We start from the raw sequence: 24,669 nt of genomic DNA on the forward strand, positions 1-24,669 counted from the left end.
GTTGGTCGTTCGGTGGTTATGGCGAAGGGGAAACACCCGGTCCCATCCCGAACCCGGAAGTTAAGCCCTTCAGCGCCGATGGTACTGCACGGGAGACTGTGTGGGAGAGTAGGACACCGCCGGACACATATTAGGAAAGGCCCCGCCGTGAGGCGGGGCCTTTCTCATTTCCGTAGGTTCTCAGGAGCGGATTCGGGGTCGTACTCCAGGCGCTTGCGGATCTTCCAGAAGAAGCGGCGGACCCGGCCCCAGGGGGGTGGTTCGACGCCGGTCCTCGCCCACTCGTGCCACCTGGTGAAGAGCTCGACCGTCATGCGGTCATAGCGCGTTCTGGTACCGATTTCCTTGGCCCAGTCGATCTTTCCCCGTCGCCGAAGGCTCGGAGAATGTCCTCCGGCCATGGTTCCTCGGGGCATTCTCTGGGGCGAAGTTTGATCAGCCTCATCGCACTACCTCCCTGCATCACTCAGCGTAGCGCCGAGTGCGATGAACGTCATCGAGATGACGACAATGACCAGGGCTGCCCGCAATGCGAGGCGTCTGCGCACGATTTCTGACGCGATCTTGTCCTCATAGCCCGTTTTGAGCAGGACAAGGTAGCGAATCGTCTCGACGGATTCCTTGACGAGATACCGGCGCAGCCGCATGAGGTTCATCATGCGCCGACGCGGCCAGGGAAAGAGGGCGCAGAGGGCCATTACGGTGGCGGTGACCGCGGTGATGCGGCCCGCTTAGAAGAGTAACCGGTCGTCATTGCGGGTGAGCGTCACCAGTAGGCCGGTAAACGCGAGAGTGGCTGCCGCCTTGGCGTCGTTGCGCTCCGGACGTCTTGTCCAAGACATCCAGCCCACGTTGGGCTTCCTCGTTGACCACGGCCAGTGATGGGTCGTCCTTGTAAGTCATGGCCACAAGACTGACGCAGGCGAATTCGTGGGACCAGGAATTAGGCGTTCTGTGGATAACGCGTTTTAGATCTTGGTTCCGTGTCGGTCGTTCCGGAATTGGCACCCATACCCAATTGGGTAGCCGTCCGGGCTGGTGGTCCCATCTGTGACATCTTGTCCATGCGCACCCATCTGGGCCAGTGCTAGGAGGAACCATGCGCAACCCGAGACAGTTGTCGCAGCATGAGCACACCATGATGCGTAAACAGCTCAAGCGGCTATGGTGGCGCCTGCTCGGTGGGGGTCTTGTTCTTATTGCGGTGTCGATGGGCTTGGCCGTGCTCGATGAGGAGGGGCCGTCGCCCGTGCCGGGCTGGCTGATCAGCGGCGTGGGTTTTGCAGCCACCGTGTTGCTTGCGGGTGCAGCGGTGACGCTCATCATCCTCTACCTGTACTGGGCTGTCTCTCTTCATTCAAAGAGACGGGGATGATGATCTTCGCTGCTCCACGATGCGCGGGCCGCGCAGTCCCCACACGGTCACGTGCCTTCGTACATCCCGCCTGACATGCGCCGGATTTCTCACCCTGCGGGCGCCGGCCGGTTCCGGCAATCGTTACTCGTAGGGGTTGGGAGTGGCGAGGCTCATCCTGCCCAGTTCGATCACGTCGTCCTCGTCGTACTCGGCGGGGAGATCGAGGTCCAGGGCGCGGAAGAGGGCGCGGATCTCCTCGGTGGTGGGTTCCTCGCTAAGCGGCATGTCGCGGACGCGGTGCAGGGGGAGGCGGCGGGCCTGCTGGAGGCTGACGTGCAGTTCCGACTCCCAGCAGTCGTACGTCGGCGTCCCGCAGTCGATGATCGTGGCCGGGAACTCCGGTCCGCGCTGGGTGATGATCAGGCAGCTCTCGGTCAGCTCGTAGCGCAGGAGCGAGAACGTGGACGAGAGCCGGACGTCGATGTCGAGCAGTTCGTAGCGCTGCTGGTGCCAGCATGCCGCCAGGACGGTCGCGTACAGCTCGCGCCGGGTGCCGTCCATGGTCCAGAAACGTTCGGCGCTGTCGGGGCTCGTCGCCAGGCGCTGGTGGAGCGCGACGAACCGGTTGCACAAGCCCTCGTCGGCGGGGTCGAGGATCTCCAGCCGGAACGTGAGCGAACGGCGGGCGCGGCGGGAGCGTTCGACGCACTCGGGCAGCGTGACGGCCCGGACGTAGGTGCCGGTCGAGCCCTTGAAGAACCACCGGGCCGCGCCCTTGCGCGCCTGCGCCAGCGCCTCGCTGCACTCGTCGCCGGTGACCTCGCGCACCACCGCGGCCCGCTCCAGCCGCGCGAGCCGTTCGTTGGCGCGTTCGACCGACGTCAGCACGGCGGCGCCGCGCTCGTCCCCCCGCTGCCGGTCACGGAGCAACACGATCGCCACGACGGCCAGGGTCGCGACGGTCGCGTTCGCGACGACCTTGCTGGAGGCCACGCCGATGACGTCGAGGCCGAGGATCACGACGGCCAGGGTGAGCGCGACGAGGACGTCGATGTAACGGAAGAGCCACTCGAAAGCCCGTTTGATGCGCAACCGTAAGCCTCCGGGGGTGAGCCTTGCGTAGGCCCGATCTTACGGTCCGGGAAGCCTTACGGCCCGAGGGTTTCGAGCTGCTTCAGGCAGGCGGCCGCGGCCACGATCTGGTCCTCGTTGAAGACCCGGACTCCCGCGCGCTCCAGCAGCGCGGTCGTGACGCCGTGGCCAGGAACGGACGTTCCGGTGAAGTGGCCGTTGTAGACGCGCAGGCTGCCGCAGGACGGGCTGCCCTCCTTGAGGAGGGCGATCCGCGCACCGGCGTCCCGGGCGGCCTCGAGCGCCAGGCGTGCGCCGCGTACGAAGGCCTCGGTCACGTCGTCGCCGCGGTCAGTGCGCACGGCGGCGGTGCCGTCGAGGACCGCCGCGCCGTCACCGCCGACGATCTCCGCGGGCGGGCGCGGCACGGGCAGGCCGCCGGACACCTCCGGGCAGAACGAGACCAGGCGGCCCTCGGCCCGCCAGCGGTCGACGAGCTCGTCGTCCACGCGCTTGGCGGCGCCGTCGTAGCGCACCGGCCGGCCCAGCAGACAGGCGCTCACCAGGATCTTTTCCACATCTTTAGCTTATGTCCGGCCTGATGAGGCGGCGGTTGCGGGAGTTCTGGAATGTGTCTTGCGTCTCACTGGACGCTGGCGAATAGTTGAAGGATCCCGTCACCCAGGGAGTCCGGCATGGTCCTGCTCGGCCGTCCGCTCCCGGAGGCGCCGCCGCGGCCGCGTCCCCGGGGTTCCGTCCTGGTGTCCTGGCTCACCACCACCGACCACAAGGTGATCGGGTACCTGTATCTGATCACGTCGTTCGTGTTCTTCCTGCTGGCCGGTCTGATGGCGATGGTCATCCGAGCCGAGCTCGCCGAGCCCGGCACGCAGGTGGTGAGCAACGAGCAGTTCAACCAGATGTTCACCATCCACGGCACGGTGATGTTGCTGCTGTTCGCGACGCCGCTGTTCGTCGGGTTCGCGAACGTGATCATGCCGTTGCAGATCGGGTCGCCGGACGTGGCCTTCCCGCGGCTCAACATGTTCAGCTACTGGCTGTTCCTGCTGGGCGGGCTGATCGTCTTCTCCTCGTTCATCGCGCCGGGCGGGGCGGCGGCGTTCGGCTGGACCGCGTACTCGCCGTTGACGAGCGACATCCGATCGCCGGGTGTGGGCGCGGATCTGTGGATCATGGGGCTGTCGCTGTCCGGCTTCGGCACCATCCTGGGCGGGGTCAACTTCATCACCACGATCATCGGCATGCGCGCCCCGGGCATGACGATGTTCCGGATGCCGATCTTCACCTGGAACATCCTGCTGACCAGCCTGCTGGTGCTGATGGCGTTCCCGATCCTGGCGGCGGCGCTGCTGGTGCTGGAGTCGGACCGGCGGCTCGGCTCGCACGTGTTCGACCCGGCGGTCGGCGGCGCGCTCACCTGGCAGCACCTGTTCTGGTTCTTCGGCCATCCCGAGGTCTACATCATCGCGCTGCCGTTCTTCGGCATCATCACCGAGGTCATCCCGGTCTTCAGCCGCAAGCCGCTGTTCGGCTACTTCGGGATGGTCGGCGCGACGATTCTGATCGCCGGGCTGTCGATGGCGGTCTGGGCGCACCACATGTTCACGACGGGGCAGGTCCTGCTGCCGTTCTTCTCGTTCATGACGTTCCTCATCGCGGTGCCCACGGGGGTGAAGTTCTTCAACTGGGTCGGAACGATGTGGCGAGGAAAGTTGAGCTTCGAGACGCCGATGTTGTTCTCGGTCGGCTTCCTCGTCACGTTCCTCTTCGGGGGTCTGACCGGGATCATCCTCGCCTCGCCGCCGCTGGACTTCCACTTGCAGGACTCCTACTTCGTGGTCGCCCACTTCCATTACGTGGTCTTCGGCACGGTCGTGTTCGCGATGTTCGCGGGCTTCTACTTCTGGTGGCCCAAGATGACCGGGAAGATGCTGAACGAACCTCTGGGCAAGATCCACTTCTGGTTCCTGTTCATCGGGTTCCACACCACGTTCTTCGTCCAGCACATCCTCGGCGCGCAGGGCATGCCGCGGCGGTACGCCGACTACGCCGAGGAGTTCGTCATGCTCAACCGGATCTCCACCGCCGGCGCGTTCATCCTCGGGGTGTCGACCTTGTTCTTCATCTACAACGTCTACCGGACCGCGCGGCACGGCGTCCGGGTCGAGGCCGACGACCCCTGGGGCTTCGGAAACTCGCTGGAGTGGGCGACGTCCTGCCCGCCGCCTCGCCACAACTTCACGTCGATTCCACGGATCCGCTCGGAACGGCCGGCGTTCGACCTGCACTACCCGAGGCTTCCGGCGGAGAAGGTCAAGCACATCTCCGGGCCCGAGGGGTAGCCGTCCCACCCGAATGGGTATGTGGTGACCTAGAGTGGTCAGGTCGTCACGACGACCGCCGGTCTATCACGCTCCGTAATAGCTTGACCGCATGGAGGAACGTAAGGGCTCGGCCGGTCGAGACTGGGCCGAATGGCATGAGGCCTATGACGATCCCGGCTCGCCGCTGTCGCGGCGGCTGCGGACCGTGCAGCAGCGCATCCGGGACGTGCTTGACGAGGCGCCGCCCGGACCTGTCACCGCCGTGAGTCTGTGCGCGGGGCAGGGCCGGGACCTGCTCGGTGTCCTTGCAGATCATCCGCGTGGCGCCGATGTCGCCGCCCGGCTGGTCGAACTGGACGAGCACAACGTCCGGGCGGCGCGGGCCGCGATCGAGGAGGCGGGACTGGCCGCGATCGAGGCGGTGGCCGGCGACGCGTCGTGCACGGACGCCTTCGCCGGGGCGGTCCCGGCCGATCTGGTGCTGGTCTGCGGCGTGTTCGGCAACCTGGCCGACGCCGACATCGAACGGACCATCTCCCTGCTCCCGCAGTTGTGCGCGGAGGGCGCGCACGTGGTGTGGACGCGCAACCGGCGGCCGCCTGACGTGACACCCTGTATCCATTACTGGTTCGAGAAGCACGGCTTCGAGGAACGGTGGTCGTCCCCACCTCTGGAACGCGGCTACGGGGTCGGGCTGCATCGCTACACGGGTGAGCCCGCGCCGCTCGAACGCGGGGTGAGGCTGTTCACCTTCGTCGGATATGACGCCCTCCGGAAGGGGGCACCCTGGCCGAGGTGACGGCGCGCGGGCCACGTCTTCGTGCCGCACCAAATTCCGGGAATCCGTCTCATTCAGTGGCCAGACGGATACAATCGGCCACTGTCCATTCTGGGGTACGTGTCCTTGAGGACGGCGAACTTCATGCCCTGGCCGGAACACCCCTCGCACTGCGACTGCGGGAAAGCGATACCGGCAGCAATGATCCTGATGGTCATGCTGTGCGGGATCTTCTCACTCGATCTCGTGCTGCCGGGCCCGTACACGGCCATGCCCATGCTCGTGGCCGTGCCGTCGCTCGCCATGCTGACGCCGACCTGTCCGCGCTGTGCGGTGCTCATCGGTGTGGCTGTACTGCTGATCGCGGTCCCGCTCGCGCTCCAGCACTGGCCGTCGCGCCCGGTGGTCGTGATGAGCAGCCTCGCCGGCATCGTGCTCTCCGCGACGATGATGTGGGTGGCATGCTGCCGCCAGCAGCGCATCCACTGTGCGCAGGCCGACCTGCGCGAGGTCCTCGAGGCCATGCAGCAGGCGATGCTGCGGCCGGTGCCGCGGCGGCTCGGCCCGCTGGCCGCCGAGGGCCACTATCTCGCGGCGGCCGAGCACGCGCAGGTCGGCGGTGATCTCTACGAGGGGGTCGCCACGCCGTACGGCGTCCGGCTCATCGTCGGTGACGCGATGGGCAAGGGGCTGGGCGCCGTCGAGAAGGCCGCCGACGTGCTGGGGGCGTTCCGCGAACTGGCCTGCAACGAGACGTCCCTGACCGGGATGGCGGCACGGCTCGACGCGTTCCTGGCGGCCGGCGACCTCCGGGAGGAGTTCGTGACCGCGCTGCTCGTCGAGATCGCCCCGGACGGCCTCACCGCCGAGTTCGTGTCCTGCGGGCATCCGCCACCGCTGCTGCTGTCCGGCGGCCGGGTCTCCTTCGTCGACGCCGTGCCGTCCGCACCGCCGCTGGGCTTGTTCGGCATGGGCGAGTGCTGGCCCCACTCCATGACCATTCCGCTGTGCCAAGGAGACCGGCTGCTGCTCTACACCGACGGAGTAACTGAGGCCAGGGAAGGCGGCGGCCGCTTCTATCCGCTCGCCGACAGGGTCGCCGGCTTCTATGACGAGAGCCCCGGCGGTCTGATCGCCAAGCTGGTGGAGGATCTGCGCGCCCATGTCGGCGGGCGGCTCCACGATGACGCGGCGCTGCTGCTCGTCCGGTCCGAGCCCGCCGCCGTCCCCCTGCCGCGTTCCGGTGAACGGGTCGAAGCTGACCAGCGGTCGCGGACGGCGCCGTAGAGCGCCACAAGAAACGGCATCGCAGGACGGCATCGCAGAACGGCGCCGTAGGGCTCCTTGGGCGCCGGGTCAGGACTTGCCGCGGATGCGGTTGACCGCGAACGCGGAGACCTTCACGGCCCCGCCCGGGCTGAGGCGCACGCCGCGCCAGGCGGCACGGCCGTGGGCCGGGGCCACGATGAGAGCCTTGTTCCTGCCCACGCCGCGCATGATGTCGCGGGCCAGCTTCTCGGCTGTGTAGAGTCGGGGAGCGGCCTTCTTGATGTCGTCCTTGGCGTCGCCGCTCATCGATGTCTCCGGCAGACCCGGGTTGACGTTGGTGAGAAGCGGTGTGTCGACGAAACTCGGGCAGACCACGCTGACCTTGACACCGCGACCGGCGGCCTCGGCGCGCAGACCGAGGGAGAGGCCGACGACGGCGTGCTTGGTCGTGGTGTAGGGCAGGCCCAGCGGCATCGGCACCAGGCCTGCGAGCGACGCCGTGTTGACGATGTGGCCGGACCGCTGCTCCAGCATGATCGGGTACGCGGTCTGCACGCCGTGCACGACCCCCTTGAGGTTGATGTCGATGGCGCGGTTCCAGTGCTCGAGGGTGAGCTCCTCGGCCGCGCCGCCGATGGAGATCCCGGCGTTGTTGAAGACCAGGTCGAGCCGGCCGTGCTCGGCCTTCACGCCCTTGTAGAGGTCGGCGACGGCGTCGGCGTCGGTGACGTCGAGGGCGGCGGGGATCGCGCGGCCCTTGTTCAGGGTGCCGAGCCGGTCGGCGACCTTCTCCGCGCCGGCCGCGTCGAGGTCGGCGACGATCACGGTGTCGCCGCGGTTCACCAGGGACGTGGCGATCGCTCGCCCGATGCCGGATGCTCCTCCGGTCACGATCGCAATGCTCATGTGGGTGGCTCCGCTCAAAGCTCGGGGTGCCCACCGGAGGAGGATCCGGGCCGGGGCGGATGGGGAGTGGCCCCGGCCCGGAGCATGGTGGGGGAATCCGATCGCAGTTAATTGGATCAGGTGTTAATAAGAGGGGTAGTCTACTCGCCGGTAGCGAGGTCGTGTTGTGCCTGGGTGATGTTTTTCTTCACGCGACTTAGCACTTCAGCGTGAAATCGCCTAGGCGGCCTTTGCCGGTTTGCCGGCGGTCTTCGTGGCGGCGCCGCGCACCTGGGGTGTGTCCCAGATGCCCATGGCCTTCCAGATCTGCTTGTTGCGCCGGTTGATCAGGCCGAGCTCGGCCATCAGGTCGCGGATCTTGCCGACCGAGGCGGTGATCTCGGCACGGGCGGCTGGGTTCTTGTACGCCTCGCGGACGACGTCCTTGGGGATGCCGAAGTGGCGCACCATCGGGCCGGGCGGGGAGAGCATGATCCGCGCCATGACGCCGAGGATGACCGGGGTGGCCGCGCCCAGGATCCGCCGCCGTACGGGGGGCATGTTCGGCACCCGGTGCCTGAGGTAGTGCCGGGCGAACGAGATGTGCCGGGCCTCCTCGGCGATGTGGATCTTCATGATCGTCTCTTCGAGCGGATGCTTGATGTGCCCGCCCTTGAGCGACTTGCGCTGCACGTAGTCGATCGGGTCCTCGCCGCCGAGCACGAACACGAAGAACAGCTCGGTGTTGACCAGCGGGATCCATGGCGCCACCTGGGCGACCGCGCTGAGCGCCCGCGGCATGCCCTTGATCGGCATCCCGGTGCGGTTGACGAACTCCTGGAACATCATCCCGTGGTGACACTCCTCGGTCGTCTCGTGGTAGACGTACCGGAACTCCGGCCGCCCGTTCGGCAGCCGGTAGGCGTAGTTGAGCAGCCCGCGCTTGAGCAGGTTCTCGAACTGAAGGCCGATCTTCATGGCGGTGGCGACGCGCCACAGCCCGATCTGCGACTGGATCTCCGGCGGCTGCGACCTGTACCACTCGGTCTCGCCCAGCCGGTCGAACGGGGGCAGCACCCAGCGCGGATCGTCCGGGTCGACCTGGAACTCGGGGGCGTCCCAGGGGATGTCGGCGTAGGCCTCCCAGTGCTTGTCCACCGAGGCCTTGTTGAGACGGTCGATGACGCCGAGGTAGGACTTCTTGTCCTTGACCTGCTCGCGCACTTCCTCGGCGAGCTCTGTGGGGGCTTTGCTCATGTTGGGCGCTGTCATGTCGGGCGCTGTCATGTCGGGCGCTCCCTCTCGGGTGATGCGGCGGCGGTGACGCCGGGATCGGGGATGATCAGGCGGGCGACGCTCTTGACCTGGGCCAGCACGGCGGCCTGGTGCCCGTCGCGGTCGTCGTCGAGCGCGTTCTGCACCGACAGGCCGACGAGCATCGCGAAGATGCCGCGCAGGATGGTCGGCACGAAGTCCGCTGGCAGGCTCGTGCTCGGGAACAACCGCTCGAAGGTCTCCAGGATGACCTCGAGGACGCGCTCGTTGAGGTCGCGGCAGAGCGGGCGGAGCTCCTCGTCGGTGCGGGCGGCGACCGCCAGCTCCAGCAGGGCCTTGGCCGGGCGGCCGCGGAAGACCTCCCAGAGCAGGTCGAGCGCGCCCTCGACGTTGCGCCGCTCGGGGGGCAGGATCGCGAACGCGGTCTCGTACGCCAGCCGCTGTGCCTCCAGCATGTGTTCGAGCGCGGCGGCGACCAGCACCATCTTGGTGGGGTAGTGGTGCTGCTGCGCGCCTCGCGAGACCCCCGCCCGGCGGGCGACCTCGGTCGTGGAGGTGCCGGACCAGCCGAGGTCGACCAGGCACTCCATCGTGGCTTCGAGCAGGCGGGCCTGCGTGCGCGACCGCCGTTCCTCCTGGGTCCGGCGGCTGCGGCCCTCGTCGTGCCTGCGCGAATGGCGTCGGCGGTTGCTTACTGACACGCCTATGACGGTACGAGCGCACATACAAGCAAGCAAGCCTGCTTGTATGTTGCGCCCATCACAATTGGACACCGAGTCAATGAGTTCGAGACCGCCTGCCGCTACCGCCGTGGGCGTAGAGGGCCGGCGGCCCGTGCTCCGTGGGGCGCAGCGTCGATGCCTCTCCTCACCCGACGACGCCTCGGGAACCCTGCGGCGACGATCCTCGGCATGGGAAACGCAGCAGAAGCCATGGGAAACGCATCGCAGGCAAGGCATGCCTTGCCCACGACCGGCGCGGCGACGGCGGGTGGCGCCCGCACGGCCGGGCTGGCCAAGGTCTACGGGTCGGGTGACACGGCCGTACGCGCGCTCGACGGGGTCAGCGTGGAGTTCCCGCGCGGCCGGTTCACCGCGATCATGGGGCCCTCCGGGGCCGGCAAGTCCACGCTCATGCACTGCGTCGCCGGGCTCGACTCCGCGACGTCCGGGCAGGTCTTCGTGGGCGACGAGGAGCTCGGGGCGCTCTCCGACCGGCAGCTGACGAAGCTGCGGCGGGAACGGATCGGGTTCGTGTTCCAGGCGTTCAACCTGATCCCGACGCTCACCGCGCGGGAGAACATCCTGCTCCCGATGACGCTCGCGGGCACCAAGCCGGACCAGGAGTGGCTCGGGTCGATCGTGCGGGTGCTGGGGCTCGGCGACCGGCTCGGGCACCGCCCGTCGGAGCTGTCGGGCGGCCAGCAGCAGCGGGTCGCGCTGGCGCGGGCCCTGGCCACCCGGCCGCAGATCATCTTCGCGGACGAGCCCACCGGCAACCTCGACTCGCGGTCGGGCGCGGAGGTGCTGAGGCTGCTGCGGGAGGCGGTGGACGAGCTGCGGCAGACCGTCGCCATGGTCACCCACGACCCGGTCGCGGCGGCCCATGCCGATGCCGTGATCTTCCTGGCCGACGGGCAGGTCGTCGACATCATGACCGGCCCCACCCCCGCCCGCGTCCTGGACCGCATGGGTGAACTCGGAGGCACGTCATGACCGGGCCGGCCTTCACGGGACTCATCGTCAAGGAGCTCTGGGGCCACCGGCGGAGGCTGGCCGGCTCGCTGGTGGCGGTGTTCCTCGGCGTGGCGTTCCTGACCGGGACACTGGTGCTGGGCGACACGATGGCCAAGAGCATCGACCGGTTCTTCGCCAACGCGTACGCGGGCACCGACGTCACCGTGCGCAACGCGACCACCGTCACCGACATGCCGGGCCAGCTGCGCGGCGAGATCGACGGCTCGGCGGTGGATCGGGTCCGGGCGGTCGCGGGTGTGGCGGTGGCCGAGCCGGTCGTGCAGGGCTCGGGCCAGGTGCTGGGCGTGGACGGCAAGATCATCGAATCCGACGGCCCCCGGATCGCGGGGAACTGGATCACCGATCCCGAGCTCAACGCCTACCAGATCGTCGAGGGACGTGCGCCGCGGACCCCCGACGAGGTCGTGATCAACCGGGCCACCGCCGACCGGGGCAAGCTGAAGATCGGGGACCGGACCGTGGTGCTCACTCCACAACGGGTGCCGGTGACCCTGGTCGGAATCACCAAGTTCGGCGAGGACGACGGCTTCGGTGACACGTCGTTCACCGCGTTCACCCTGGAAGGGATGCGCAAACACGTGATCCCGGGCGACGACAAGGTGACCGCCGTGACGATCCGGGCCGCGTCGGGCGTCTCGCAGGAAACGCTCACCGAGCGCATCCGGCCTGTGTTGCCGCCGGGTGCCGAGGCCGTCACGGGCGAAGAACTGGCGGCGCAGGACCGTGAACGGGTCGACCAGTTCCTCGGTATCTTCCGGACCGCGCTTGCGGCGTTCGGCGGCGTCGCGCTGCTGGTGGCCGCGTTCAGCATCCACAACACGTTCGCCATCACGGTCGCCCAGCGCACCCGCGAGTCGGCGCTGCTGCGGGTGGTCGGCGCATCCCGCCGGCAGATCCTCACGCTGGTCAGCGCCGAGGCGGTGGCGATCGGTGCGATCGCGACGGTGGCCGGGCTGGCGGGCGGTATCGGCTGCGCGGCGCTCCTGAAGCTGCTCTTCGCGAGCTTCGGCATGGGACTGGTCGCGCAGGGGCTGGTGATCAGCCTCGGCACGCTGCTGATCGCGGCGCCGGTCGGTCTGGTCGTCACGCTGCTGTCTGCCCTGGGGCCTGCTCTGCGCGCCGCGAAGGTGCCGCCGCTGGCGGCGTTGCGCGAGGTCGCGGCGGAACGGCCCGGCCCGTCGGATTCGCGGATCGTCATCGGGTCGGTGCTGGCGGCGGTCGCCGTGGGCGGCATCGTCTGGGGCGCGCTCACCGAGTCGATGACCATGGCGGGCGCGGGCGCGGTGATGTGCCTGATCGTGATGGTCGTGCTCGGCCCCGTGGTCGCCCGGCCGGCCGCCATGATCGCCGGTGCCCCCGCGGCTCGCTGGCGCGGCGTGCCGGGCGTGCTCGCCCGCGACAATGCGACGCGCAGCCCGCGCCGTACTGCAGGCGCGGCGACCGCGCTCATGGTCGGGGTCGGCGTGGTCACCCTGATGACGGTCTTCGCCGGGTCGCTGCGCGCGTCGGTCGAGGACGGCGTGGCCGGGTCGTTCCACGGCGCGCTCGTGGTCAACGCCGGGTCGAACGAGCGGGGCGGTTACAACCCGCGGGTGGCCGACGAGGTTGCGCGGCTGCCGCAGGTGGAGAACGCGGCGGGGCTCGGGCAGGGCGCCGTCCGTGTCGGCAGCGACAACGCCGACGTGCGCATCGCCGACCCGGCACGGCTCGGCAAGGTGCTGGCGCTGGACGTGGCAGCCGGAAGCCTCGCGACCGCCGACACCTTCGCGGTGTCGCAGGACGCGGCCGACGATCACCGGTGGAGGGTCGGTTCGCCGGTCCCGGTGACCTTCGCCGACGGCTCCAAGCAGACGTTCACGATCGGCGCGATCTACCGGAACGACGACGTCGCGGGCGACTACCTGATGCCGCGCACGGCATGGAGCGCGCACAACCGCCAGGCGCTCGACCGGGTCACGTTCATCGAGCTCAAGCCCGGGGCCTCGGCGGCCGACGCGCACAAGGCGATCGAGGCGCTGGTCAAGCCGTACGGCACGCCCGAGGTGCAGGATCGGGACGCCTACATCGCAAGCCAGTCCGAGGAAATGAACGCGTTCCTCGGCATCGTGTACGCGATGCTGGCGCTGGCGATCATCATCGCGCTGCTGGGCATCGCCAACACCCTGGCGCTGTCGGTCCACGAACGGACCCGCGAGCTCGGCCTGCTGCGCGCGGTCGGCGCGACCCGTGGCCAGGTGCGCTCGATGGTGCGCTGGGAGTCGGTGATCGTCGCCCTCTTCGGCACCGCCGGCGGCATCGGCCTGGGGATCCTCCTCGGCTGGGCGCTCACCCGGGCGCTGGGCAACCCGTTCGCCGCCGAGACCCTGGCCCTGTCGATCATCGCCCTGGTGGGCGCCCTGGCCGGGATCCTGGCGGCCATCCGGCCGGCCCGCCGTGCCTCCCGGCTGGCCGCCCTCACCGCCATCGCGGCGCCGTGAGCCCATCAGCCGTCCTCGTCGGTCGCCGGCTCGTGGCACCCGCCACGGGCCGGCGACAGGCCCGCCGCCCGCGCCGCTGCCGGCCCGACTAGATTTGCTTTATGCAGGTGAAACAGTCGTCGAAGCTCACCAATGTCTGTTACGACATCCGTGGGCCGGTGCTCAAACGTGCGAAAGAGCTCGAAGCCGAGGGGCAGCGGATCCTCAAGCTGCACATCGGCAACCCGGCCCCGTTCGGCTTCGAGGCCCCGCCCGAACTCCTCCAGGACATGATCCGCAACCTGCCGGAGGCGCACGGCTACAGCGATTCCAAGGGGATACTGTCCGCCCGCCGCGCGGTGGTGCAGCGGTACGAGGACGAGCACGGCCTCACCGGTGTGGACATCGAGGACGTCTACCTGGGCAACGGCGTCTCCGAGCTGATCGTGATGACCCTCCAGGCGTTGCTGAACAACGGCGACGAGGTGCTGATCCCGGCCCCCGACTACCCGCTGTGGACGGCGGCGACCTGTCTCGGCGGCGGCACCCCCGTCCACTACCTGTGCGACGAGCTGGCCGACTGGGCCCCGAGCGTCACCGACATCGAGTCGAAGATCACCGACCGCACCCGCGCGCTCGTCCTGATCAACCCGAACAACCCCACCGGTGCCGTCTATCCCCGACCGGTCCTGGAGCAGCTCGTCGAGATCGCCCGCCGCCACAACTTGATCATCTTCGCGGACGAGATCTACGACCGGATCCTGTACGACGGCGCGAAGCACATCTCGGTCGCCTCCCTCGCGCCCGACCTGTTCTGCCTGACGTTCGGCGGCCTCTCCAAGAACTACCGCGTCGCGGGTTTCCGGTCCGGCTGGGTGATCCTGTCCGGCCCCAAGTACCAGGCGGAGTCGTACATCGAGGGCCTCGACATCCTCGCCAACATGCGCCTCTGCCCGAACGTCCCGGGCCAGCACGCGATCCAGGCCGCCCTCGGCGGTCACCAGACCATCGAGGATCTGGTGCTCCCCACCGGCCGCCTGGGCGAGCAGCGCGACCGCGCCTGGAAACTCCTCAACGACATCCCCGGCGTCTCCTGCGTCAAGCCCCAGGGTGCCCTCTATGTCTTCCCGCGCCTCGACCCGGAGATGTACCCGATCGAGGACGACATGCGTTTCGCGCTCGACCTCCTGGAACGGCAGAAGATCCTCGTCGTCCAGGGCACCGGCTTCAACTGGCCCTCCACCGACCACTTCCGCGTCGTCACCCTCCAGCATGCCGACGAACTGGAAGAGGCCATCGGCCGCATGGCCGACTTCCTCCAGTCCTTCCGCCGCTGACATCTTGCCGAGCCCGAAAGGGCCCGTGCGAGTTGGGTCGTCCGACCCCACCTCGCACAGGACCTTCGTCGTCGTTGATCAGGGTGTCGTTGATCAGGCGGACTCGTTGATCAGGCGGCGGCCTCGCGGGAGATCAGGGCCGACCCCCAGAAGCTCCGCGCGTAGGTCTGCTGAGCCAGTACGGCCTGGCCGCTGGCGTTGGGGTGGAAGTAGTCCCAGCTGCTCACCTGGGAAAGGGTGAACGGATAGGAGAAGACCGCGTTGCCGTCGAAGCGGCAGTTCGGCCCGTACTCGGCGCAGACGGACGCCTGCACCTGGTTGAAGGCGATGACGCGTTGGCGGACACGGTCGCGCCTTGCCGTGTCCGCTGCGGCGGTGGAGGTGGGATTGGCCAGCATCGACTGGCAGATGCCGAACGCCGACCAGGCGGTACGGGCGGCGGCGCTGGTCCGGCCGACCTCCCAGAGGCGTTTGATGTCGGGGACGCTCGCGACGAAGACGAGCGCGTTGGGCAGGCCGGACCGCAGCGTGCTCATCGCGGCGCGGAACCGGGTCTCGTAGTCGGCGACCGAGGTCATGCCGGACTCCGACGACGTGCAGGCGTCGTTGGCGCCCATGAGGACGGTGACATAGCCGGCCTGCTGGGACACGGCCGTCTGCGCCTGCCCGTTGAGGTCGGCGATCTTCGCGCCGGAGCGGGCGTCGTTGTAGGCGGTGAGCGCGCTGTTCTGGGCGCGCAGCCGCAGGTAGTGGCTGTTCACCGAGCTGGTGGAGCCGGTCGACCAGGACCGGCTGGGGCAGTCGCTGTACCAGCCGCAGGCGTTGAACGCGCGGGTGATGGAGTCGCCCAGCGAGGCCATCCGGGCGGGTACGGGGGGAGCGGCGGCGGTCCGGGCCTCGGCGGTGGTCCGGGCCTCGGCGGTGGCGGGGATCGTGATCAGGCCGGCGGTGAGTGCGGTCGCGGTGAGTGCGGTGCCGGTGAGTGCGGTCGCGGTGCGGGCCGGGACGAGACGGCGGGGGATCAGGTGGCGGGGAGTCAAGAGGCGGGGGATCGGACGCTGGCGTGGGGTCGGACGACGGGGTGGGTTCAGACCCACGGGACACCTCCGTACGGGGGGAACGGAAGCTTCGCTCTTGCGGCGCCGATGTGAGTGTGAACGTCGTTCTTGTGGTTAACAAGACCTATTTGCGAAGAATGTCAGTGCCAGTCCGAATGATTGTTGAATGTCTGGCTGCGTGACCTGCCTGGAACGCCGCCCTTGAACGCCGCCCTGGAGCGCTGCCTAGAGCGGCTGGTCGTTGTCGGGCGCCGGTGGGCGGATCAGCAGGTGCTTGGAGGTGGGCGGCGTGTCGTGGGTGACCACCTGGACGCCGGGCTTGCCGGATTCGACCCGGAACTCGGCGGCGGTCTTGATGGTGGTGCCGCTCTGCCTGCGGACGGAGTCGACCACGCGGAGCCTGCTGGTCATCTGGTCGGACTGGACGTCGCAGACGAAGTAGCCGCGGCGGCCGTCCCAGTACTTCCAGTGCGGGTTCTCGGCCTGCAGCGGATCCCAGCGGGAGTGGAACGCCGTCTGGTCGGAGTCACCGCCGGAGGAGATCGACGTGCCCACGAACTCGGCGCCGACGGTCGCGGAGGCGGGGTCGTCGAAGTCGAGCTTGAGGTCGCAGACCCAGGTGGCGTGCCGGTCGCCGGTCACCACGACCGGGTTGCGGACGCGGCCGGAGCCGAAGAGCCGCATGAGCCGTGCGCGCTGGACGCGGTAGCCGTCCCACTGGTCCCAGTCACCGAAGTTGCGGGCGGCGCCGAGCGCCCCGTCGCTCTGGGCGATCATCACCTGGTTGGCGAGGATGTTCCAGCGCGCGCCCGAGCGGGTGAGCCCGCGGGTGAGCCAGCGTTCCTGCTCGGCGCCCGTGATCGTCGCCGAGGCGAGGTTCGCCCGCTGCTCGTCGGCGGGCTGGTCGGTCCGGTACTGCCGGGTGTCGAGGACGTGGAACGACACCAGGCGGCCGAAGTCGAGCCGGCGGTACACCTGCATGTCGAGCCCGTTGGGGAGCGACTCGCGGCGGAGCGGCATGTGCTCGTAGTACGCCTGGAACGCGGCGGTCCGGCGGGCGCGGAACCCTTCGGGCGTCTGCACGGCCGGATCCTGCGGGATCTCGTCCCCCCAGTTGTTGTCGATCTCGTGGTCGTCGAGCGTGACGATCCAGGGATGGGCGGCGTGGACCGCCTGGAGGTGCTTGTCGGTGCGGTACTGCCCGTGGCGGTTGCGGTACTGGTCGAGGGTGTACGGCTCGTCCGTGCCCTCGTGGGACCGCACGCCCCTACTGGACGGCCGTGACTCGTAGATGTAGTCGCCCAGGAACGCCACGAACGCCAGGTCCTCCTGGAGCATGTGCTCGTACGGCGTGTAGTAGCCGTCCTGCCAGCTCTGGCACGAGGCGAATGCGAAACGCAGACGGCGCGGGACGCTGTGCGCCCTCGGAGCCGTACGGGTCCGGCCGACCGGGGAGATCTCCTGGCCGACACGAAAGCGGTAGAAGTACTCCCGGTCGGGGAGTAACCCGTTCACCTCGACATGCACCGAATGCCCGAGGTCCGGCCTCGCCACCGTGTCTCCCACCTGGACGCCGCGCTGGAACAGCCTGTCCTTGGCCACCTCCCACCGGACGGTGACGTCCTGCGGCGGCATGCCGCCGCCCTCGGTGGGCTTGGGCGCCAGCCGGGTCCACAACACGACGCCCTCCGGCAAGGGATCGCCCGAGGCGACGCCGAGCGTGAAGAGGCCGGTGGGCACGGGCCCGCCGGCGGCCGTCCGGACTCCGGCGCGCGCGCCGGTCACCGGGTCGAGGAGGACCGGGCCGATGATCCCGCCTGCCGCCACGGCACCGGTCCCGGCCAGGAACCGGCGCCGGGGGAACCGATGGGATCCGGTCACGCCCTACCTCCCGGATCCCGTGGGCCCGCCGAAGATCTTTTACGACCGAGGACAGGGAGTAGTCGACCACACGAATGGCCGGACCCAGGGGCATTGATCCGTGCATGTCGTGCCCCCGGCCGGTCAAATCCTGGTCAATCGGCGGTCGCCGCGGCGGCGTCGAGGCGGCGGAGGGCGCCGCGCACGGTGTCCGCGTCGGTGGTGGCCCAGAACGGCGGCAGCGACGATTTGAGGAAGCCGCCGTAACGGGCCGTCGCCAGCCGCGGATCGAGGATCGCGACCACGCCGCGGTCGTCCATCGAGCGCAGCAGCCGCCCGGAGCCCTGGGCCAGCAGCAGCGCGGCGTGCGTGGCCGCGACGGCCATGAAGCCGTTGCCGCCGCGCGCGGCGACGGCCCGCTGCCGGGCGGAGGACACCGGGTCGTCGGGCCGGGGGAACGGGATACGGTCCATGATCACGAGTTGCAGCGACGGGCCCGGCACGTCCACGCCCTGCCAGAGCGACAACGTGCCGAACAGGCAGGTCCGCTCGTCCTCTGCGAACTGCTTGACCAGCAGGGACGTGGAGTCTTCGCCCTGGCACAGCAGCGGGTGGGACAGATGGTCCTTCAACTCGTCGGCGGCCTGGCGCGCGGCCCGCATCGACGAGAAGAGGCCGAGGGTGCGGCCGCCGGCGGCCTCGATCAGTTCGGTGATCTCGGTGAGGTACGCGTCGGCCAGGCCGTCGCGGCCGGGCTGGGGAAGGTGCCGCGCGACGTACAGGATCCCGGCCCGGGGATGGTCGAACGGGGAGCCCACGTCGATGCCGGACCAGACGAGCTCCTGGTCGTCCTTCTTGTCCTTGTCCGGCTCGTTGCTCTTCTCCGGGTCCTTCTCCGGGTCTTCGGCCGTCACGGCCAGCCCTTCGGCGGCGGTCCGCGCGTCGGGCACGGCCGGCGCCTCCAGCGGCGGCAGGCCCCACTGGCGGGCGAGCGGCTCGAATGATCCGCCGAGTGTCAGGGTCGCCGAGGTGAGGATCGCGGTGCGCTTCTCGAAGAGCGTCGTGCGCAGGAGGCCGCCGACCCCGATGGGCGCGACGTGCAGCGTCGGCGGGCGCTTGGGACGGCCGTCCTGGACGAACGGCTTGTCCAGCCACACCACGTCGAAGCGTGCTGCGATCTCGGGCTGGAACGACTCCAGCATCCGTACGGCCGTGTCGTGCAGGTCGTCGAGCGCGGACCGGGCGGCCTTGCGCGCGGCGGCGTCGCCGGGCTCTTGGTCCTTCTTCTCGGGTCCGAGCGCGCTGAGGCAGGCGTGGGCGGCGTCCCGGACGACCACGAGGGTGTTGCCGAGCGCGTGGGAGAGCACGTCCATCCGGCCTGCGGGCATCTCCTCCAGGAGCAGGGCCAGCCCCTCGGCGGAATCCTTGAGCCGGTCGGCCAGGCCTTCCCCGATGAGACGGCCGCACCGGCGCGCGGCGGTCTCGACCGCGGCGGCGCTCAGGTCGCCGGTGGCGACGGAGGTCACGCGGTCGACCAGCTCGTGCGCCTCGTCCACGATCACCACGTCGTGCTCGGGCAGGACCTGGAACTCCTCCAGCGCGTCGATCGCGAGCAGCGCGTGGTTGGTGACCACGATGTGCGCCTCGCCGGCCTCGGCCCGTGCCAGCTCGGCGAAGCACTCGGTGCCCTGCGGGCAGCGGGTCGCGCCCAGGCACTCCTTGGCGCTGACGGCCACCTGCCGCCACGCCTGCTCGCTCACCCCCGGAACGAGCTCGTCACGGTCGCCGGTGGTGGTCTCGTCGGCCCACTCGTTCAGCCGCTTGACATGGCGGCCCAGGGAGGACAGCTGCTGCGGGTCGAAGAGGCTCTCGCCGCCGTCCTCCGGATCGTCGGGCACCCCGGTCTGCACGCGATGCAGGCACAGGTAATTGCGGCGGCCCTTGAGGATCGCGAACTTCAGCTCCTTGCCGAGCAGCGGGCCGAGCGTCTCGGCCAGCCGGGGCAGGTCGCGGTCCACGAGCTGCCGCTGGAGCGCGATGGTCGCCGTCGACACCACGACCGTGGTGCCCTTGGCGACCGCGTGCCGGATCGCCGGGACGAGGTAGGCGAGGGACTTGCCGGTGCCGGTGCCCGCCTGCGCGGCGAGGTGCCCCTTCGCCTCGATCGACCGTTCAACGGCCTCGGCCATGCGTACCTGGCCTGGGCGCTCGGCCCCTCCGATGGCCTCGACGGCGGCGGCCAGCAGGGTCGCCATGTCCGGAATCTGGGTATCGCTGGGGCTCAACAGATCTGGGGCGGGCACGTCGGCCAACGCTACCGGTCCGTGCGCTCAGCCGCGTCCGGCCGGGTGAGTTGCCGGACTCCGCCAACAGGAATGTAACTGGTTACAGTGTGTCACTTAGCGTGATGACGGCCAGCTCAGGGCAGGATGGGACGTTGTCGCCTGCGCAGGGAGGGGCCCGTTGAACCGTGCCGTTCGCCGTCGCCGCCATCGTCGTCGCAGTCACCGGACCTGGCTCGCCGGGCTCCTGGTTCCGCTGCTGGTGCTCCTCCACGGGGGTTCGGCGGGCGGCGCGCCGTTGCCCGAGGGCGCTGCCGCCGTCGGGACCAAGCCCAACATCGTCGTGGTGCTGGCCGACGACCTCAACAGCATGGACCTGAACCTCTTCCCCAACATCGCCCGGCTCCGGCGCGAGGGCACCAGCCTCACGAACTTCATCGTCTCCGACTCGTGGTGCTGCCCGTCGCGTTCGACGATCCTGCGGTCGCAGTACGTGCACAGCCACGGGGTGCGGACCAACAACCCGCCGAACGGCGGTTTCCAGGAGTTCCACGCCCGCGGGCTCGACCGCTCGACGATCGGCACCTGGCTGCGCCCGGCCGGGTACAGGACGGGCTTCGTGGGCAAGTTCCTCAACGGCTATCCCAAGACCGCAGGCCCCACGTACGTCCCGCCGGGCTGGGACGCCTGGCATGTCCCGGCACCGCGCCGCATGTACCAGCAGAGCGGCTACCAGCTCATCGAGCAGGGCGTGCCCGTCTCCTACGGGACGGCGCCGGCGGACCACCTGGACGACGTCCTCACCCGCAAGGCGGTCTCCTTCGTGCAGGGCGCACCCAAGGCCACGCCGTTCTTCCTCTACGTGGCGCCCATCGCCCCGCACCTGCCCGCGACCTACGCGATCCGTCATGCCGGGGCGTTCCCAGATGCCAAGGCTCCGCGCACCGCCTCGTTCAACCGCGCGGTCACACCCCTCAACAGAGAACCCGGCGAGAGAGAACCCGGCAAGCACCGCCTTGGCCCCGCCGACCTCCAGGTCGAGGCAGGCAAGCCGGGCAGCGGCGCCGCAGGGCTCAGGGAACCGCGCTGGCTCAGCGGCAAGTCGAAGCTCAGCGCCAAGAGCATCCAGAGGATCGACCGCATCTACCGCGACCGCCTGCGGTCCATGTTGTCGGTCGACGACATGGTCGGTGCGCTGATGAAGAGCCTGCGCGACACAGGGCGGCTGCGGAACACCTACTTCTTCTTCACCTCGGACAACGGCTTCCACCTTGGCCAGCACCGGCTGCCGCCCGGCAAGACCACACCCTTCGAGGAGGACATCCGGGTGCCGATGCTCGTCCGCGGCCCCGGCGTTCGGGCGGGCGGCACCATGTCCGCCATGGCCGGGACCGTGGATCTGGCACCGACGTTCGCCCACCTCGCTGGGGCACGCATCCCCGCGTTCGCCGAAGGCCGGCCGCTGACGCCGCTGCTACGCGGCCGCAAGCCCGCCCGCTGGCGGCGCGCGATGCTGGTCGAGTTCTACGCGGGCAGGGCCAAGCACAACCCTGAAGGGCAGGACTGCGACACGCGCCCGAAGCGCGGCCGCGGTTGCCCGCTCCCGCCGACGTACGCCGCGTTGCGCACCGGGCGCTACACCTACGTGGAGTACGTGACGGGTGAGCGCCAGCTGTTCGACCTCGCGGCAGACCCCTACCAGCTGCGCAATCTCGTCGCGGATCCCGCTCTCATCGGCAAGGGCCGATCACCGAAGGCGAACCACGTCCGTGCCCGCATCAAGCGGCTGTCGGCCTGGTTGAAGCGCTACCGCGCGTGCGCGGGGGCCTCGTGCCGCCAGGCTGACCGCGGCTGACCGGAGGGCGCGTCATCTCCCGCCCGGAAAGGACATCCGCACGATTTTCGCCCAGTGTCCGGCGACCTGCCGGCTGAAGCGGCCCGTGTGGTAAGGGAGGCCGTACTTGCCGCACAACTCGCGGACCCGGGGTGCGATCTGGACATAGCGGTTGCTGGGAAGGTCGGGGAAGAGGTGGTGCTCGATCTGGTGGCTGAGGTTGCCGGTCATCAGATGCAGCAGCCGTCCACCCTTGATGTTGGCCGAGCCCAGCAGTTGCCGGACGTACCACTCGCCCTTGGTCTCGCCCTCCAGGGTCTCCTCTTCGAACACCTCAATGCCGTTTGGGAAATGCCCGCAGAAGATGACGGTGTGCGCCCACACGTTCCGCAGCGCGTTGGCGGTGAGGTTGGCGACTAGCACCGGCAGCGCGTTCGGCCCCGCGAGGAGTGGGAACGCGACGTAGTCCTTGAGGACCTGCCGGCCGACCTTGCGGCCGATCTCCTTCAACTGGCGGTCGACCTCCTCCTGGGTCTTCTCGCCGGTCTCGACCTTCTCGACGGCGAGGTCGTGCAGCGCGATCCCGTACTCGTACAGCACCGCGAGCAGCAGGTTGTAGAGGGGCTGGGCCAGGTAGGCGGGGTGCCACTCCTGCTCGGGCGTGACGCGCAGGATGCCGTAGCCGACGTCGCGGTCCTTGCCGAGCACGTTGGTGAACTTGTGGTGGACGACGTTGTGGGAGTGCTTCCACTGGGCGGCGGGGCAGACCGTGTCCCATTCCCAGGTCGTCGAGTGGATCTTCGGGTCGCGCATCCAGTCCCACTGGCCGTGCATGACGTTGTGCCCGATCTCCATGTTCTCCAGGATCTTGGCGACCGTGAGGGTCGCGGTCCCGGTCCACCAGGCCCATCGCCGGGACGAGGCGAACAACACCGCTCGCCCCGCGATCTCCAGCCCGCGCTGGACGGCGATCAGGCGCCGGATGTACGCGGCGTCCCGCTCGCCCAGGCTCCCGGCCACCTCCTGGCGCAGCTTGTCGAGCTCGCGGCCCAGCTCGTCATAGTCGGCCTGCTTCAGGTGCGCGGTCGCGGACACGCTTTGCTCCGATCAGCGAGGGACTCCGGGAGTGTTCCGGGGGCACGGTACGGCGTCGTGCGGCCGTCCTCTTCGGGTCCGTGCGTGGACTTTCCAGCGGGGATGTGAGGCTGCTGACAAAGACGCCTGCCGCGCAGTCGGCGCCTGCCCCTCGGAGCCCGTCCCTGAGGCTCGTGCGGATCGCTACGGCAACACTTTTGCGGTGTACCGTCTTGACCGACGGTAGTGGCCGGTGGCCGCCGTGCGGGCAGGGGTGGGAATGGAAGGCGGCATACGCTACAGAGTCGAGCGGATAGCGCTGGCCATGATGGCCGTGGCGGGCATCGCGGTGCTGCTCGCGGACCTTTTCGGGTGGCTCGACAAACTGGCGCCCGGCGGCGCGCTTCCGAAGGTGACGCTGCTCATACTCAGCACCGTCACCTTGTTTCTCCTGATGGAAGTCGACCGTCTCAAGGTGCTCGACAACGTCAATGCGCAGCTTTCCAAGCTCGATATCGAGTCCATTGCGCTGGAGCGCAAGCAACGGCACTACGGCGGCGTCATCCAGGTGCACCATCGTTTCCCCGAGGCGCTGTTCAGCAGGTATCTGGAGGCCGTGACCACCGAAGTCATGATCCTTCAGACCTGGATACCGAACCTGCGGTTGTTCGTGGACGAGCTCGGGGACGCCATCAAGGACCGCCACGTCCAGGTGCGCATCCTCATCCTGCACCCGTCGTCCCCCGTGGCGCGGCTCCGCGACGAGGCCCTGAGCCGCTTCCGTGACCCCGAGCTCTCCGGCGACGTCGGCGCGAGCGTGCGGCAGTGCCTGGCCAAGCTGGCCGAGCTCCACAGCAACCTTGGCGAGGACGGCGTACGGCTCAAGGTGCGCGTCTACAACTCGCTGCCGTCCATCGCCGTCTACAAGGCCGGCGAGCGCTATCTCGTCAGTTCCTTCCTGCACGGCCAGCTGGCGATCGACTCGACCCAGATCGAGGTCGACGGCAGCGACACCGCGATGGGGCAGGAGGTGCAGCGTGAGCTGGACATGTTGTGGCGCATCGGCTGCGACGTCGACCTCCAGGACTGGCGCCGTTCGATCGGGAACATCAGCCCTTGAGCGGTGACGCGGCAGGGGGAGAGGCTGGGACCATGCACGATGTGGACGAGTTCGAGGACGGGCTCATCGGCCGGTTCAAGCGGCACCTGGTGCTGGCGGACGTCGCGCGGCTCGCGGACGACGACTTCGCCGCGGTCCTCCTGCAGCGGCGGTTCCTCTCCCTCGCGTTCACTCCGGTCTATGACCTGGCGATCGATCTGCTGGAGGACGAGGTCGGCCTGCGGATGGCCCGTGTCATCCTGCGCGAGGAGTATCCCGACGACAGCGGGCACACCCGGTCACACCGCGAGGACATGGCCGAGGATCTGATCCAGCTCGGCATCCCCAGGAAGGAGATTGTCGAGAGCAGGCCCACGGCGGAGACCACCGCCGCGATCACCGGCACGCTCGGCCTGGTCGCCGACGCGGGACGGCAGGGCAACGCCGACCTCCGGCTGCTGGCGTTCCTGCGGTTCTGGGGTGAGGTGCTGGTTTCCGTCGAGTACGAGCTGCTCTGGCCGCGGATGGCACCCATCCTGATCCGGAACGGGAAAAATCGTTCGCGCTTCTACCACCCGCACTACGTTCATGACGCGAAGGCGCATCCGCTCGCGACGGGGTCGCTCCTGTCGGGCACGCATTCCGACCGCCTCGGCCTGCGCGTGAGCGAACTTCTCGCCCGTGAAGAGTCGCCCGACGCATTCAAAGAGGTCGAGGAGGGGGCCCTCCGGCTCAAGGAAGCCTTCTATGACCAGTTCCGGCCGATGCTCTCCGCTTCCGGGAGCTGACGTTCTGACGTTTCGACATGTCGCTGGTCATGTAGCTCCATGAATTCGGAGCAAAGTATTGATTTGTCTGAGTGTTTCGGTTCGCGGCTTTTCTGTATCCTCCACCCATCATGATCGTTTCGGGTGGCACGAAGGGCCGGGGGC

21 protein-coding genes and 1 rRNA gene are annotated in these 24,669 nt (G+C 68.9%); 11 read left to right on the top strand and 11 right to left on the bottom strand.

Translation table 11 applies throughout. The features are described from left to right. Positions 1 to 8 precede the first annotated feature (8 nt). Positions 9 to 125: ribosomal RNA gene (rrf, locus tag F8566_RS22930) — 5S ribosomal RNA — on the top strand. 39 nt (positions 126 to 164) lie between these two features. Here rrf and F8566_RS50055 read toward each other — a convergent pair. Both F8566_RS50055 and F8566_RS22935 read right to left on the bottom strand, forming a co-directional pair. Then, positions 165 to 314, bottom strand: coding sequence for a hypothetical protein (locus tag F8566_RS50055; protein ID WP_192809819.1), 150 nt, complete (start codon positions 312 to 314; stop codon positions 165 to 167). Between the two features lie 135 nt (positions 315 to 449). Further along, positions 450 to 647 (bottom strand): hypothetical protein, encoded by a 198-nt coding sequence (locus tag F8566_RS22935; protein WP_151563166.1) that lies wholly within the window; start codon positions 645 to 647, stop codon positions 450 to 452. 452 nt (positions 648 to 1,099) lie between these two features. Here F8566_RS22935 and F8566_RS22940 point away from each other — a divergent pair, with 452 nt between their 5' ends. Further along, a complete protein-coding gene (locus tag F8566_RS22940) occupies positions 1,100 to 1,375 on the top strand; it encodes a hypothetical protein (RefSeq protein WP_151563169.1) in 276 nt (91 codons plus the stop codon). Between the two features lie 123 nt (positions 1,376 to 1,498). Here the strand turns inward: F8566_RS22940 and F8566_RS22945 are convergent, their stop codons facing one another. Then, positions 1,499 to 2,449, bottom strand: a complete 951-nt coding sequence (locus tag F8566_RS22945) for a hypothetical protein (RefSeq protein ID WP_151563171.1) — start codon at positions 2,447 to 2,449, stop codon at positions 1,499 to 1,501. 56 nt (positions 2,450 to 2,505) lie between these two features. Next, positions 2,506 to 3,006, bottom strand: a complete 501-nt coding sequence (locus F8566_RS22950; protein ID WP_151563173.1) for a DUF523 domain-containing protein — start codon at positions 3,004 to 3,006, stop codon at positions 2,506 to 2,508. 117 nt (positions 3,007 to 3,123) lie between these two features. Between F8566_RS22950 and ctaD the strand changes: the two genes are divergently transcribed. The 3 genes from ctaD to F8566_RS22965 all read left to right on the top strand — a co-directional run bounded on the left by ctaD (position 3,124) and on the right by F8566_RS22965 (position 6,838). Then, positions 3,124 to 4,791, top strand: a complete 1,668-nt coding sequence (gene ctaD, locus F8566_RS22955) for an aa3-type cytochrome oxidase subunit I (protein WP_151563175.1) — start codon at positions 3,124 to 3,126, stop codon at positions 4,789 to 4,791. A gap of 91 nt (positions 4,792 to 4,882) precedes the next feature. Then, the gene (locus F8566_RS22960) at positions 4,883 to 5,572 is read left to right on the top strand and encodes a class I SAM-dependent methyltransferase family protein (RefSeq protein ID WP_151563177.1); all 690 of its coding nucleotides are present in this window, start codon (positions 4,883 to 4,885) and stop codon (positions 5,570 to 5,572) included. 180 nt (positions 5,573 to 5,752) lie between these two features. Next, positions 5,753 to 6,838: a PP2C family protein-serine/threonine phosphatase gene (locus tag F8566_RS22965; protein ID WP_192809820.1), complete on the top strand. Its 1,086-nt coding sequence runs from the start codon at positions 5,753 to 5,755 to the stop codon at positions 6,836 to 6,838. 69 nt (positions 6,839 to 6,907) lie between these two features. Here the strand turns inward: F8566_RS22965 and F8566_RS22970 are convergent, their stop codons facing one another. From F8566_RS22970 to F8566_RS22980, 3 genes are all read right to left on the bottom strand, one after another. Next, the gene (locus F8566_RS22970; RefSeq protein WP_151563181.1) at positions 6,908 to 7,726 is read right to left on the bottom strand and encodes an SDR family oxidoreductase; all 819 of its coding nucleotides are present in this window, start codon (positions 7,724 to 7,726) and stop codon (positions 6,908 to 6,910) included. A 219-nt stretch (positions 7,727 to 7,945) separates the two neighbouring features. Beyond that, the gene (locus F8566_RS22975; RefSeq protein ID WP_404800332.1) at positions 7,946 to 8,992 is read right to left on the bottom strand and encodes an AurF N-oxygenase family protein; all 1,047 of its coding nucleotides are present in this window, start codon (positions 8,990 to 8,992) and stop codon (positions 7,946 to 7,948) included. Further along, positions 8,989 to 9,681, bottom strand: a complete 693-nt coding sequence (locus F8566_RS22980) for a TetR/AcrR family transcriptional regulator (RefSeq protein WP_225993432.1) — start codon at positions 9,679 to 9,681, stop codon at positions 8,989 to 8,991. The genes F8566_RS22975 and F8566_RS22980 overlap by 4 nt, the downstream gene beginning before the upstream one ends. 231 nt (positions 9,682 to 9,912) lie before the next feature. Between F8566_RS22980 and F8566_RS22985 the strand changes: the two genes are divergently transcribed. The 3 genes from F8566_RS22985 to F8566_RS22995 all read left to right on the top strand — a co-directional run bounded on the left by F8566_RS22985 (position 9,913) and on the right by F8566_RS22995 (position 14,530). Further along, positions 9,913 to 10,695 (top strand): ABC transporter ATP-binding protein, encoded by a 783-nt coding sequence (locus tag F8566_RS22985; RefSeq protein ID WP_151563183.1) that lies wholly within the window; start codon positions 9,913 to 9,915, stop codon positions 10,693 to 10,695. Next, positions 10,692 to 13,214, top strand: coding sequence for an ABC transporter permease (locus F8566_RS22990; protein WP_151563185.1), 2,523 nt, complete (start codon positions 10,692 to 10,694; stop codon positions 13,212 to 13,214). The genes F8566_RS22985 and F8566_RS22990 overlap by 4 nt, the downstream gene beginning before the upstream one ends. A 101-nt stretch (positions 13,215 to 13,315) precedes the next feature. Next, positions 13,316 to 14,530, top strand: coding sequence for a pyridoxal phosphate-dependent aminotransferase (locus F8566_RS22995; protein ID WP_151563187.1), 1,215 nt, complete (start codon positions 13,316 to 13,318; stop codon positions 14,528 to 14,530). A gap of 110 nt (positions 14,531 to 14,640) precedes the next feature. Here the strand turns inward: F8566_RS22995 and F8566_RS23000 are convergent, their stop codons facing one another. The 3 genes from F8566_RS23000 to F8566_RS23010 all read right to left on the bottom strand — a co-directional run bounded on the left by F8566_RS23000 (position 14,641) and on the right by F8566_RS23010 (position 19,703). Continuing rightward, complete coding sequence (locus F8566_RS23000) at positions 14,641 to 15,570, bottom strand: SGNH/GDSL hydrolase family protein (RefSeq protein ID WP_225993433.1); 930 nt, start codon at positions 15,568 to 15,570, stop codon at positions 14,641 to 14,643. A 243-nt stretch (positions 15,571 to 15,813) separates the two neighbouring features. After that, the gene (locus tag F8566_RS23005; RefSeq protein ID WP_225993434.1) at positions 15,814 to 17,469 is read right to left on the bottom strand and encodes an alkaline phosphatase D family protein; all 1,656 of its coding nucleotides are present in this window, start codon (positions 17,467 to 17,469) and stop codon (positions 15,814 to 15,816) included. Between the two features lie 134 nt (positions 17,470 to 17,603). Next, positions 17,604 to 19,703: an ATP-dependent DNA helicase gene (locus tag F8566_RS23010; protein ID WP_225993435.1), complete on the bottom strand. Its 2,100-nt coding sequence runs from the start codon at positions 19,701 to 19,703 to the stop codon at positions 17,604 to 17,606. 208 nt (positions 19,704 to 19,911) lie between these two features. Here F8566_RS23010 and F8566_RS23015 point away from each other — a divergent pair, with 208 nt between their 5' ends. Further along, entirely contained in the window at positions 19,912 to 21,585 is a 1,674-nt protein-coding gene (locus F8566_RS23015; protein WP_225993436.1) for a sulfatase family protein, read from the top strand. A gap of 12 nt (positions 21,586 to 21,597) precedes the next feature. Here F8566_RS23015 and F8566_RS23020 read toward each other — a convergent pair whose 3' ends face one another. Further along, the gene (locus tag F8566_RS23020) at positions 21,598 to 22,659 is read right to left on the bottom strand and encodes a fatty acid desaturase family protein (protein ID WP_151563189.1); all 1,062 of its coding nucleotides are present in this window, start codon (positions 22,657 to 22,659) and stop codon (positions 21,598 to 21,600) included. Positions 22,660 to 22,918: 259 nt separating this feature from the next. On the opposite strand from F8566_RS23020, the gene F8566_RS23025 reads away from it, so the two are divergent. Then, entirely contained in the window at positions 22,919 to 23,758 is an 840-nt protein-coding gene (locus F8566_RS23025; RefSeq protein ID WP_151563191.1) for a hypothetical protein, read from the top strand. A 32-nt stretch (positions 23,759 to 23,790) separates the two neighbouring features. Beyond that, on the top strand, positions 23,791 to 24,525 hold the full coding sequence (locus F8566_RS23030) for a hypothetical protein (RefSeq protein ID WP_151563193.1): 735 nt from the start codon (positions 23,791 to 23,793) through the stop codon (positions 24,523 to 24,525). Positions 24,526 to 24,669: the final 144 nt, after the last annotated feature.

The organism is Actinomadura rudentiformis (assembly GCF_008923185.1).
Lineage (GTDB): Bacteria > Actinomycetota > Actinomycetes > Streptosporangiales > Streptosporangiaceae > Spirillospora > Spirillospora rudentiformis.